At 32.0% G+C, this 11910-nt stretch carries 12 protein-coding genes; 7 read left to right on the plus strand and 5 right to left on the minus strand.

Features of this window, described 5'->3' with window-relative positions:
• The first annotated feature begins 339 nt into the window (after positions 1 to 339).
• Positions 340 to 588 (plus strand): type B 50S ribosomal protein L31, encoded by a 249-nt coding sequence (locus tag HXZ69_RS14340; protein WP_038335685.1) that lies wholly within the window; start codon positions 340 to 342, stop codon positions 586 to 588.
• A 132-nt stretch (positions 589 to 720) separates the two neighbouring features.
• Positions 721 to 1893 (plus strand): proline dehydrogenase family protein, encoded by a 1173-nt coding sequence (locus HXZ69_RS14345; RefSeq protein WP_115001213.1) that lies wholly within the window; start codon positions 721 to 723, stop codon positions 1891 to 1893.
• 50 nt (positions 1894 to 1943) lie between these two features.
• On the opposite strand, the gene HXZ69_RS14350 is transcribed toward HXZ69_RS14345, so the two are convergent.
• Together HXZ69_RS14350 and HXZ69_RS14355 are read right to left on the minus strand one after the other, a co-directional pair.
• A complete protein-coding gene (locus HXZ69_RS14350) occupies positions 1944 to 2252 on the minus strand; it encodes a hypothetical protein (protein WP_115001211.1) in 309 nt (102 codons plus the stop codon).
• Between the two features lie 69 nt (positions 2253 to 2321).
• A complete protein-coding gene (locus tag HXZ69_RS14355) occupies positions 2322 to 2633 on the minus strand; it encodes a cupin domain-containing protein (protein ID WP_115001209.1) in 312 nt (103 codons plus the stop codon).
• 148 nt (positions 2634 to 2781) lie between these two features.
• Here HXZ69_RS14355 and priA point away from each other — a divergent pair, with 148 nt between their 5' ends.
• Entirely contained in the window at positions 2782 to 5241 is a 2460-nt protein-coding gene (priA, locus tag HXZ69_RS14360) for a replication restart helicase PriA (protein ID WP_286496372.1), read from the plus strand.
• A gap of 42 nt (positions 5242 to 5283) precedes the next feature.
• Here the strand turns inward: priA and HXZ69_RS14365 are convergent, their stop codons facing one another.
• Genes HXZ69_RS14365 through HXZ69_RS14375 form a run of 3 tightly spaced genes read right to left on the minus strand, consistent with a single transcriptional unit; the run spans position 5284 to position 6571 of the window.
• A complete protein-coding gene (locus HXZ69_RS14365) occupies positions 5284 to 5658 on the minus strand; it encodes a hypothetical protein (RefSeq protein ID WP_125349102.1) in 375 nt (124 codons plus the stop codon).
• Positions 5659 to 5670: 12 nt separating this feature from the next.
• Entirely contained in the window at positions 5671 to 6018 is a 348-nt protein-coding gene (locus HXZ69_RS14370; RefSeq protein ID WP_115001203.1) for a hypothetical protein, read from the minus strand.
• A gap of 52 nt (positions 6019 to 6070) precedes the next feature.
• Positions 6071 to 6571 carry a GbsR/MarR family transcriptional regulator gene (locus tag HXZ69_RS14375; RefSeq protein WP_038335692.1) on the minus strand — a complete coding sequence of 167 codons (501 nt, stop codon included), beginning with the start codon at positions 6569 to 6571 and terminating at the stop codon, positions 6071 to 6073.
• 173 nt (positions 6572 to 6744) lie between these two features.
• Here HXZ69_RS14375 and HXZ69_RS14380 point away from each other — a divergent pair, with 173 nt between their 5' ends.
• Genes HXZ69_RS14380 through HXZ69_RS14395 form a run of 4 tightly spaced genes read left to right on the plus strand, consistent with a single transcriptional unit; the run spans position 6745 to position 11135 of the window.
• The gene (locus HXZ69_RS14380; protein ID WP_038335693.1) at positions 6745 to 7434 is read left to right on the plus strand and encodes an ABC transporter ATP-binding protein; all 690 of its coding nucleotides are present in this window, start codon (positions 6745 to 6747) and stop codon (positions 7432 to 7434) included.
• Between the two features lie 57 nt (positions 7435 to 7491).
• Positions 7492 to 8721: an ABC transporter permease gene (locus HXZ69_RS14385; protein ID WP_038335694.1), complete on the plus strand. Its 1230-nt coding sequence runs from the start codon at positions 7492 to 7494 to the stop codon at positions 8719 to 8721.
• Entirely contained in the window at positions 8721 to 9977 is a 1257-nt protein-coding gene (locus tag HXZ69_RS14390; protein ID WP_038335695.1) for an ABC transporter permease, read from the plus strand. Before HXZ69_RS14385 ends, HXZ69_RS14390 begins: the two co-directional genes overlap by 1 nt.
• Positions 9978 to 10001: 24 nt before the next feature.
• On the plus strand, positions 10002 to 11135 hold the full coding sequence (locus HXZ69_RS14395; RefSeq protein ID WP_219034695.1) for an efflux RND transporter periplasmic adaptor subunit: 1134 nt from the start codon (positions 10002 to 10004) through the stop codon (positions 11133 to 11135).
• The last annotated feature ends 775 nt before the right edge of the window (positions 11136 to 11910 follow it).

The raw sequence follows: 11910 nt of genomic DNA on the forward strand, positions 1-11910 counted from the left end.
CTCAAAGATAATTTGAGATCCGAAATTTACGCGCTTTTTTTACGCTTTCTTTTAACGTTTAGGACGCTAATGGTTTTATTGTAGATGGACAAAGATAAAAAATAGATTTTTATGAATAGATTCACCAAAAATATTTGTACGAATTACTAAAATGTTTATATTTGCACCACGAAAAATGTGTACAAGAAGTGCAGGTTTAATTTTAAGAAGCCCATTACACTCGAAATTAAATTTGCTTAATGTATTGTTTTAAATGTTTTTTCAATAAAATTGATTGTAACATTCTGTAAATAATATTATCTTTGCACTCCAATAAAGTTAACAAAGAAGATTAAAAAAATGAAAAAAGATATCCACCCAACAAATTACCGTTTGGTAGCATTCAAAGATATGTCTAACGAAGATGTGTTCATCACAAAATCTTGTGCTGATACTAAAGATACATTAGTTGTTGACGGAGTAGAGTACCCATTAATCAAAATGGAGATTTCTTCTACATCTCACCCATTTTACACAGGTAAAACTAAATTGGTTGATACTGCAGGACGTATCGACAAATTCAGAAGCAAATACGCTAAAAAAGGATAAGAATAGGCAACTATTTGCAATCTTTAAAATATATCAAAAACCTACAAGAATTTCTTGTAGGTTTTTTTAGTTTAATCAGGTTTTAATTATAAATTTGTAACGTTATATTAACACAAAAAATAGTTAACTCACATGTCTTTATTCGACAATACACAGTTTGCTTTCGAATCGAAATCAGATAAAGATTTAAAGAAAGCGTATTACTTATACAAGTTAATCGGAAGCCCCGCATTGACAAGTTTTGGAACTAAGTTTTTTAATTTACCATTTGCGGTAGATATCCCATTCGTAAAACCTGTAATTCGTGAAACAATCTACAAACAATTTGTAGGAGGAGAAACGGCAGAACAAGGTGTGGTTGTCGCAAATGAATTATTTAAATATCACGTAAGTTCTATTTTAGATTATTCTATCGAAGGATTAACAGAAGAAAAACAATTTGACGAAGTTCGTGACGTTATGTTACACTTGGTTGATTTAGCAAAATCTAATCAATCAATTCCATTTGTAGTATTTAAACCAACTGCATTTGGTCGAATCGAATTATTTGAAAAAGTAGGGAAGAAACAAACGTTAACTGCAGAAGAAGAAAAATCTTGGGCTAATATTCGTCAACGTTTCGAGGCAGTATGTCAAAAAGGATATGATTTGGATGTTAATATCATGGTAGATGCAGAAGAAACTTGGATGCAAGGTTCTGCAGATGATTTGACTGACGAAATGATGGTGAAATATAACACAAAACGTGCATTAGTTTGGAATACGTTGCAAATGTATCGTCATGATCGTTTGGCTTATTTGAAAGAAATGCATGCAAAAGCAGAGCGCGAAGGATATTTCTTAGGATTCAAAATTGTGCGTGGAGCATATATGGAGAAAGAGCGTGCACGTGCGCAAGCCGAAGGTTATCCATCTCCAATTCAACCAAACAAAGAAGCTTCGGATAGAGATTATAATCTAGCGTTAGAATTTATTGCTTCTCATCACGAGCGTTTTGGTTTATTCGCAGGTTCGCACAACGAAGAAAGTTGCGAATTGTTAATCAAATTGATGAACGAAAACGGAATTGAGAAAAATAATCCAAATTTCTGGTTTGGACAATTATTTGGAATGAGTGATAATATTTCATTCAACTTGGCGCATTTAGGATACAATATTGCAAAATATTTACCTTACGGGCCAATCAAAGAAGTAATGCCTTACTTGGTTCGTCGAGCACAAGAAAACACTTCTGTTGCAGGACAAACAGGACGCGAATTGATGCTGATTGAAAAAGAATTAGAGCGTCGTAAAAAATCGAAATAATCGTATTTTATATAAAGCAAAAATCCACTCAATTTGAGTGGATTTTTTGATTAATTATTATTTTTCTTGATTCTAATCTTGCCTTTATGTTCATGATACATCATACAAGTTGCTTTATTTTCTAACTCTTTGCATGTTTTTTCAAAATCATAAATAACACTCACGGTTTCACCTTCTTTTTTGTCTGAAAATATTTCATTGTTACAAACCAAATAATCCTCTTTGTCATCAACACGAATGTAAGTTCCTGTACAATCTCTCACAATCGTTCCAGTAAATAATCGATCGTGTTTAATACTTGTACTGCAAGAAGATAGGGCTAAGGTAAGGAGAGTAGTTAATGAGAAAAGTAGTTTCATATTTTGATAAATTAATAATCATAAATATAAAGTTTTTTATAGTGTAAATAAATAGAGTTTAACTATATTTTAAAAACTTTTTTTATTAAAATTTAGAATAACCAACATCATCGAATCTTGTAAGGAAGTCACTTGATGAATAACTTTTGGAGGAAGAATATATTCGTCAAATTCTTTTAAATTGACAATCTCAATTTTTGAATCAATTTCTATTTCACCTTTCAGCATTAAAATTTTTGCATTTACAGGTAATTGATGATCGATTAATTTCAAACTTTTTTTTAGTCCAAAAGCAACAACACGCGTATCATCATTTCTGAAAATGATTTTTATAATTGGTTTTTCCGATTCCGAAATCTGATCTAAAATGGCATGTAACATAATGATAGTTTTTGAATTCTCTTAAAATTAGTATTAATTCTTCAAACTATCTGAAAATGAAATATTAATAATTTGTGAAATTTTAAGCAATTGTAATCTTCATTCTTAACACAAAAAAATGTTTAACTTGCGTTTTTAATCATATAAAATGACAACGAATTATTTTGCCGAAATTATTTTACCACTTTCATTAAATGGAACATTTACATACCATCTTTCTGAAATTGATTTACAGCAAATTAAAGTTGGTCAGCGTGTTTCCGTGCCTTTCGGAACGCAAAAATTATATACAGGAATTGTACATTCTATTCATCAAAATGCGCCAGAATTATACAAAACAAAGGCGATTCATGCTTTTTTGGATGATGAACCTTTGGTGACGCAAACGCAAATTAATTTTTGGGAATGGATGGCGAATTATTATATGTGTTCACTGGGCGATGTTTTTCGAAATGCTTTTCCTTCTGCATTAAAATTAGAATCTCAAACTTTTGTTCGATTAATTAATCCAAATTATGAAACAATTGAAGAGCTAAATGATTATGAATTCTTAGTTTTTGAAGCGTTGAAATTGCGTGAAATCATTTCAGTTGAAGAAGCAGCTTTAATTGTAGACGAGAAATCAGCAATTCCAACACTTAAATTATTAATTGATAAAGGAATTATTCGGTTAGATGAAAAACTGAACGAAAAATATACGCCAAAAATTGATAATTATGTCCGATTACATCCAGATTTAAAAGGAAATGAAACTGCCTTTATCGAGATTTTAAATCAATTAAATAAAGCACCAAAACAGCGCGAAACCTTGTTGCAATTGATTACGTTAGAAACGCAATCGCAAGAAAAACCGCTAAAAGTTGCAGATTTTATAAAACAAGGTGCGACAAATGCTGTACTTAAATCTTTAGCAGAAAAAGGAGCAGTTGAAATTTATCAACATCAAACTTCTCGTGTAGATGAAGATGAGAAAGAAGTTGCTGAAATTGCTGAATTGACCTTGAAACAAATTGCAGCTTTAAATCAAATTAAAGAAGATTTTAAGGATAAATCAACCGTTTTATTACATGGTGTAACATCAAGTGGAAAGACAGAAATTTATCTAAAATTGATGGAACAAGTAATTGCGAAAGGAAATAAAGTGTTGTACTTATTACCAGAAATTTCTGTGACAACTCAAATTGTTCATCGAATCAAAAAACATTTTGGAGAAAGAGTAGGAGTTTATCATTCGAAATTCAATCAAAATGAACGTGTAGAATTGTGGCAGAAAACCTTGAATGGCGATTTTGATATTATCATTGGTCCACGAACAGCGTTGTATTTGCCTTTTGATAATTTAGGAATGATTATCGTGGATGAAGAGCACGAATCTTCTTATAAACAAATGGATGTAAAACCATTTTTTCATGCGCGCGATATGGCGATGTTGCTTGGAGGAATGATGAATGCGAAGGTTTTATTAGGTTCAGCGACACCTTCGGCTGAAAGTTATTATAATGCGAAAAATAAAAAATATGGTTATGTCGAATTAACTGAACGTTTTGGGAGTATAAAATTGCCCGAAATTAATTTGATTGACCTCAAAAAAGCGCAAAAGGAAAAAGAAATTACAGAAGATATTTCGCATACACTTCGTGATGAAATTTTCAATCAATTGCATCAAAAAAAGCAAGTCATTTTATTTCAGAATCGTCGTGGATATGCGCCAATTATGGAATGTAATACGTGTGGTCATACGCCCGAATGTCCAAATTGTGATGTCAGTTTAACATATCATAAATTCTCGAATCAACTAAAATGTCATTATTGTGGTTATGCACAAGCAAAACCTTTGCGTTGCCCGAGTTGTGGTTCGTACGAATTGAATACAAAAGGTTTGGGAACAGAACAGATAGAACAGCAAGTTCAAACAATTTTTCCTGAAGCAAAAGTTCGAAGAATGGATGTCGATTCGATGCGAGGGAAATTTGCGTACGAAAAATTGATCGAAGATTTTGAGAACAAAGAAATTGATATTTTAATTGGAACGCAAATGATTACAAAAGGTTTTGATTTTGGAAATGTTAATTTTGTTGGTGTTATTCGAGCAGATTCTTTGTTAAATTTTCCTGATTTTAGAGCGCACGAAAAAGCGTTTCAATTGTTAACGCAAGTTTCTGGTCGTGCAGGTCGTCGTCAAGAACAAGGAAAAGTATTGATTCAATCTTTTCAGCCAGAACATCAGATTTTGCAAAATGTCACAACCTACAGTTATGCACCAACGATGAAAGATATTTTGTATGAGCGAAAAGAATTTTTGTATCCTCCTTATTCACGGTTAATCAAGTTGCGTTTCAAGCATAAAAATAAAGAGCGTTTGGATAAAACGGCGGCTCAATTAGTCGTTTTGCTTAAACCAAGTTTTGATGCAAAATGTTTACTTGGTCCAGAAACGCCTTCGATTGGAAGAATCAATAATTTATATATTACAGATGTGATGATTAAAATTAGACCAAATCAATCACCTCAAAAAGTAAAAGATTTAATTCAAGCAAAAATAGATCAATTGCATACAATTGCAGCTTTTCGTTCGGTACGAATTGATGTTGATGTTGATCCAGTTTAAAATAAAAACCTCCCAAAAGTTAACTTTTGGGAGGTTTTCTTGTTAAGATTCTAAACTTCTTAAATATTGTTGTTGCAAAGATCTACGTCTGCCTTTCATAAATAAGAAAAGGTTTAGCATCAACATTATTCCTAAATAAATGGCGAAACTACCAATTTTTGTACTTAATTTTACAATCAAATCTTCGGTTGTTGCGATAGAAGTCATGTAAACAATTAGCATGGCAAAACCGATATTCAAAAGATAAAAACCAATTTTGAATAATGAATTTGTTGCGCTTGCAATATCTTCTTTTTGATGGAAAATATCGTACATAAATATTTTTCCATTTTTGAATAAAACGTTAGAAACTGCGATTGTCATTAATATTGCCACTGGTAAGTAAACCAAATATGCAATTAGATTGTAATTTGTCATAATTTGCTGTGTTTAAGTGTTTATTTTTTTGCTTTTTCTTGCGATATAAATAATTGATAAATTAATAAAATGTAATATTCCGAGGATTAATAATATAAATCCAATTTTGTAGGACAATGAAGAAAACATGATGGTAATGGAGTCAACTTGTTCCCAGTTTTGTAAACTTATTGCCGAAAAACCTAAATTGACCAAATAGTATCCAATCAATAAAAGATTATTAATCGATTGACAAACAGAATGATTATCGATTAAGTTTGTCAAGTACACAAAACCAATTTTATACACTTTCCAACCAATAAAAATGGTGATGTAGAAAGTAATAATCAGATAAATGATATACGAAATAATATTATACATATTGAATTTTCAATAATTTTTGAAATTTGTGATTCAAAAAAATACGAATTGATTATTTTATCAAATTCGTGATTTTTCCTACCAACCAATGCTCATCAGATTTGATAGCAAGGTCCATTATATTATTGATTTTTGTCGAAACAGAAGATAAATCTTGTAATAATTTTGCAAATTCTTTTGCATCATCAGATTGATCGTCGATGTTTTTTAATGATTCTAAAAAATCAATTACCGGCTCTATTTCACGCTTTCTGCGTTCTTTTGTAATTTGTTTGAATAAATACCAAACATCTTTATCGGCAACAAAATATTCTTTACGTTCTCCTTTTATCAATTCTTTTCTTACAATTCCCCAATCCATCAAAGCACGCAAATTCATATTTGCATTTCCGCGAGAAATTTGTAATTCCTCCATAATTTGATCTGTAGAAATAGGTTCATTATACGTTAATAATAATGCATGAACTTGTGCCATAGTACGATTTATTCCCCAGTTAACAGCGAAAGTTCCCCAAGTTTGAACAAATTTTTCTTTTGATTCTTCTAATTTCATTGCAATTATTATTTACACAAATATATATAAATTTCTATACTTTCAAAAATTATTGAAAATTAATTTTGAAAAATATTTTAGCGCTATTTATAAGATAAATCTTAAACTTGCTTGTAACATTTTTCTTATAATTTCGACTTATCTGTTATCTTTATTGAAATTTACAACAATCTATGATATCTATTCGAGATTTAAATAAATCCTACATAATGGGAAAAAACAAACTTCACGTACTCAAAGGAATTAACCTTGAGATTACGGAAGGCGAATTTGTTGCGATTATGGGATCTTCGGGTTCGGGGAAATCAACTTTATTGAATATCATTGGAATGTTGGACGAGCATGATACAGGTATTTATGAATTGGACGGTGTTAGAATTGAGAAGTTAAACGAAACTAAAGCGGCTAATTATCGAAACAAATTTTTAGGATTTATTTTTCAATCTTATAATTTAATTAGTTTCAAAAATGTATTAGAAAATGTAGCGTTACCGTTGTATTATCAAAAAGTAAAACGATCGGATCGAAATAAAATAGCGCTTAGTTATCTGGAAAGAGTGGGGTTGGAGCCTTGGGCTACTCATATGCCAAATGAACTTTCGGGTGGACAAAAACAACGTGTTGCAATTGCGCGTGCATTGGCTGCAAAACCAAAATTGTTATTGGCGGATGAGCCTACAGGAGCGCTGGATACAAAGACTTCGCAAGAAGTAATGCACCTGATTCAAGAAATTAATGACGAAGGTAAAACAATTGTAATGGTGACGCATGAAGATGATATTGCAAATATGTGTAAACGTATTGTTCGTCTTAAAGATGGTGTAATTGTAAGTGACGAAAAAGTAGAACAAGTAAGAGTTTAATGATTTTCGAATCTCAAACTTCGTAAATCATAAATCAAAGAATCTTAAATATAAAATATGTTTGATACAGACCGTTGGAGCGAAATATGGTCGTCCATTGCAAGTAATAAATTGCGTACAGCATTGTCGGGTTTGACAATCGCTTTGGCGCTTTTTGTGTTTATTACATTGTATGGATTGGGAAATGGTTTGCAGAACGGGTTTCAACAAGAATTTTTCAAAGCAAATTCATTAAATATTACCGTTAACGGAGGTACAACAACAGAACCTTACAATGGTTTCAAACAAGGACGTACAATTGAATTGGATGTAAAAGATTTTGATTTTATTAAACATTCTTTTCCAGATGAAATAAAATCGATTGTAAGTACAATTTCGAAAAGTGATACGATTAGAAATGAAGCTAATTCAGGAAGTTATTCAATTACTGGAGTTTATCCAGAATATGAATCAATGATTAATGAAAATGTAACGCTTGGTCGATTTATCAATAAAAAAGATATGGAGAATCAGTCCAAATCAATTGTTATTGGACGATTGGTTGCGCAAGATTTTTTTCCAAATCAGATTGCGATTGGTAAGTATTTGCAATTAGGTTCAAGTATGTATCAAGTGGTTGGTGTTTTCGAAAGTAAAGATGGTGGTGATAATGCCGAGCGTGCTTTGTATGCACCTTTTACAACGTTTAGAACGATTTATGCTACAGATAAAGTATCATCGATTATTGTAACACCAAAAGATGGAATGGCTTTGGCTGACATTTCTAAACTTGCAAATGCAATTGAATATAATATAAAAGGTCGACATAATGTTGCACCTTCTGATTATGGTGGAATTTGGGTGCGAAATGCGGCTGATGCAATGGAAGATACCAATCAATTTTTCTTGATTCTGACAATTATTGTATTTGTAATTGGTGGAGGAAGTTTGATTGCAGGAATCGTAAGTATCGGAAATATTATGGTGTTTAGTGTAAAAGAGCGTACCAAAGAAATTGGTATTCGAAAAGCTTTAGGCGCAACACCAGCCAATGTTTTGGGACTGATTTTACAAGAAGCAATTATGATTACAATTATTTTCGGAGCAATAGGAATTGCTTTAGCGGCACTTGTTGTAGAAAATATTGGAGATAGCTTAGAAGAATATTTTATTTATAATCCAGGTGTAGAAACTAATTCGTTGGTAATGGCTTGTATTATTTTATTTGTTGCAGGAACAGTTTCTGGATTAATTCCAGCTTTGAATGCAGCACGTATTAAACCTATTGATGCTTTAAGAGACGAATAATGAACTTTATAAAATTTGTTTTTGATCCAGATGCTTGGAGCGAAGTCTACGCGGCGATTCGCAAAAATAAATTGCGCACTATTTTGACAATGATTGGTGTTGCATGGGGAATGTTCTTATTTGTATTATTGTTAGGAGTAACACGCGGTTTGCAAAATGGTTTTGACCGTAATTTGGCAAATGCCGCAACCAATTCATTATTTGTTTGGGGAGGGACAACATCGATGCCATATCAAGGATTTCAAAAAGGTCGCACAATTGAATTGAAAATGAGTGATGTTCGTCAAATTCAGGCTCGTTTTCCTCAAATTTCGTTGTTAGCTCCTCGAAACTCGAAACCAAATTCAATATTAACTTACGGAACAAAATATAATTTTTACACGGTTAATGGAGATTATCCAGATCAAAACCGAATGTTTGGGAAAGATATTATTCAAGGTCGTTTTATCAATGAAGATGATATCAAAACTGAATCGAAAGTTTGTGTAATTGGAATTGAAGTTGCCGAACAATTTTTTGGTGATAAACCGAAACCTTTAGGGAAAGAAATCAGAATTAGCGATAGTTATTATACAATTGTCGGCGTTTACGACACACCTTCTTCGCCTGTAGAGAGTAAAGATCAAGTGTTTATTCCGTTTACAACATTTCAAAAAATATACAATCAAGGAGAAACGATTCAATATTTAAGTTTGAGTTTACCTAATAATTATGATATTGTAGCATTCGAAAAAGAATTAAAAACATATCTGAAACAAATTAAAAATATTTCGCCAGATGACGACCAGGGAATTGGTGGTTTTAATTTAGGTGAAATGCTTGGAAAGATTATGAAATTCGTAAAAGGAATGCAGTTCCTAGCGATTGTTGTAGGAGGAATGACATTATTTTCCGGGGTTATTGCGATTGCAAGTATTTTATTGATTACAGTTTCAGAACGAACAAAAGAATTTGGAATTCGAAGAGCATTAGGTGCAATTCCTGCTCAAATTCGAGGACAAATTTTGTTAGAATCAGTAGTTTTAACATTAATTGCAGGTTTAGGCGGAATTATTTTTGCAGCACTTTTACTAATGGTTCTCAACGAAATTATCATTCCATCAAATAAAAACATACCTTTATATAATGCGTCAATCGATTTGTTTACACTTTTTACAGCTTTAGCAGTGATGGTGATTATGGCAACTTTAGCGGGATTGATTCCTGCTCAACGTGCAATTCAAATCAAACCTATTGATGCTTTGAGAGATGAATAACTAAAACTTAACAGATATAGAAGAATGAAAAAATTTCTAAAGATTTTGATGATTGTCGTTTTTATCGGTGCTGTAATCGGTGTGATTGCATATTTCGGTAAAAAGAATAGCCAAGACAATGAAGTTTATGAAACGACAACGCCTTTTATGGGAAATATAGAGGTGAAAGCTGTTGCAACTGGTGAATTAAAACCGTTGGAAACAATTGAAATTAAGCCAAATATTTCGGGTGTTATAAAATCGATTAATGTTGCTGAAGGACAATATGTAGAGCGTGGTCAGTTGATTTGTGAACTGAAAGTTGTTCCAAATGTTCAGTCGTTAAATGCAGCTCGTCAGTCTATTCAAGCGGCTCAAATTACGGTCGATCAAGAACGTCGTAATTTCAATCGAACATCAACTTTATATAATCAAGGTGTTTTGCCTCGTGCAGATTATGACAATGCAAATGCGACATATAAGTCAGCTCAACAACAATTAAAAGCTGCCGAAAACGATTACAAAGTTGCGCAAACAGGTATTGCTCCCGGTTTGGAAGCTTATGCAACAACACGTATTACAGCAACTACTTCGGGAATGATTTTAGATATTCCTGTTGAGGTTGGGAATATGGTGCAAGAGATTAATAATTTCTCTACAGGTACTACTATTGCTACGATGGCTGATGTTAAGAAAATGATTTTCCAAGGAAAAGTTGACGAAGCTGAGGTTGGTAAATTAAAAGAAGGAATGAAAATTAATGTATCGATTGGTGCAATTCCGAACAAAACTTTTACAGCGATTCTTGATTTTATTTCGCCTCAAGGAGTTGCAACGAATGGAGTAGTTCAGTTCGAGATTAAAGCACCAGTTCAATTAGATTCAGATAACTTTATTCGTGCGGGATATTCTGCAAATGCTGAGGTTGTAACGCAGGAAGCAAAAAATGTATTGTTGGTAAAATCAGCGCATGTTCGTTACGACGAAAACCAAAAACCATATGTTGAGATTCTTACTTCTGGTAAAGGACAAGATGCAAAATACGAAAAGAAATACATCACTCTTGGAATTACAGACGGAGTGAATGTTCAAGTAAAATCTGGCTTGAAAAAAACAGATAAAATCAAAATTTGGAATACCGATTTGGAAAAAGATAAAAACGGTAACGGTCCACATTAATAAGATACAAAAGGAGAATAAAGCGTTCTCCTTTTTTTGATTCTGTCACTCCGATTTTATCAAAAAGCTTTTTTATAGAAACTTAATTATGATGTCATCAGCATCGTATCCATTATATTATTAACTATACTGAATAACTCATTCTCGCTTTGCGACAATTCCTCCCGAATAGTTAACTCAAAAGTATCCATTTTACTTTTCTTTTTGGTAAGAAAAGCAAAACGTCTAATCATTTTATGAAGTTAAAAGGCATTCTTGAGTAATTAACAAGTTTAATTTTCCTGTCGTTTCGAGCTTGTCGAGAAATCTATCCCGTTATAATTTAGTTTTTAAAAAGAGCTTTTCTCGTCAAAAATCTAATATCTCAGTTCTCATATCTAAACATTTCAAAAAATATTTTCCATTGTACCAATAACTTAAGGAAAGAATGTAAAATAAAAGTAAAGTATGTTTGGAAAAACGAATAATCCAGCCGTATATTTGCAATCCCAATACGAAAGACGAGTAGTATTGTAGTTGACATAAGGACTTATATAGCGACAAAAATTATTTAAAAATAAATTTGCGAGTTTAGAAATAAGCATTACCTTTGCAATCCGATTCCGAAAGGGGGGTTGGGAGTAAAAGTAAGAATTGACTTATTGAAATAAAAGCTTTAAAATTTATCAAAATAAAATTTGTTAGTTAAAAAATAAGTATTACCTTTGCAACCGCAAATACCGAGAGGGTTTGCTAAGATGAGAAGTTCATTTGAAATTATAAAATATACAGAAGA

The organism is Empedobacter sp. R132-2 (genome assembly GCF_030324375.1).
In the GTDB taxonomy this organism is placed as follows: domain Bacteria; phylum Bacteroidota; class Bacteroidia; order Flavobacteriales; family Weeksellaceae; genus Empedobacter; species Empedobacter falsenii_B.

Bases quoted from the DNA above. Each gene is read 5' to 3' on its own strand.
- HXZ69_RS14340 (WP_038335685.1), top strand. From the start codon at position 340: ATGAAAAAAGATATCCACCCAACAAATTACCGTTTGGTAGCATTCAAA.
- HXZ69_RS14345 (WP_115001213.1), top strand. From the start codon at position 721: ATGTCTTTATTCGACAATACACAGTTTGCTTTCGAATCGAAATCAGAT.
- HXZ69_RS14350 (WP_115001211.1), bottom strand. From the start codon at position 2,252: ATGAAACTACTTTTCTCATTAACTACTCTCCTTACCTTAGCCCTATCT.
- HXZ69_RS14355 (WP_115001209.1), bottom strand. From the start codon at position 2,633: ATGTTACATGCCATTTTAGATCAGATTTCGGAATCGGAAAAACCAATT.
- priA (WP_286496372.1), top strand. From the start codon at position 2,782: ATGACAACGAATTATTTTGCCGAAATTATTTTACCACTTTCATTAAAT.
- HXZ69_RS14365 (WP_125349102.1), bottom strand. From the start codon at position 5,658: ATGACAAATTACAATCTAATTGCATATTTGGTTTACTTACCAGTGGCA.
- HXZ69_RS14370 (WP_115001203.1), bottom strand. From the start codon at position 6,018: ATGTATAATATTATTTCGTATATCATTTATCTGATTATTACTTTCTAC.
- HXZ69_RS14375 (WP_038335692.1), bottom strand. From the start codon at position 6,571: ATGAAATTAGAAGAATCAAAAGAAAAATTTGTTCAAACTTGGGGAACT.
- HXZ69_RS14380 (WP_038335693.1), top strand. From the start codon at position 6,745: ATGATATCTATTCGAGATTTAAATAAATCCTACATAATGGGAAAAAAC.
- HXZ69_RS14385 (WP_038335694.1), top strand. From the start codon at position 7,492: ATGTTTGATACAGACCGTTGGAGCGAAATATGGTCGTCCATTGCAAGT.
- HXZ69_RS14390 (WP_038335695.1), top strand. From the start codon at position 8,721: ATGAACTTTATAAAATTTGTTTTTGATCCAGATGCTTGGAGCGAAGTC.
- HXZ69_RS14395 (WP_219034695.1), top strand. From the start codon at position 10,002: ATGAAAAAATTTCTAAAGATTTTGATGATTGTCGTTTTTATCGGTGCT.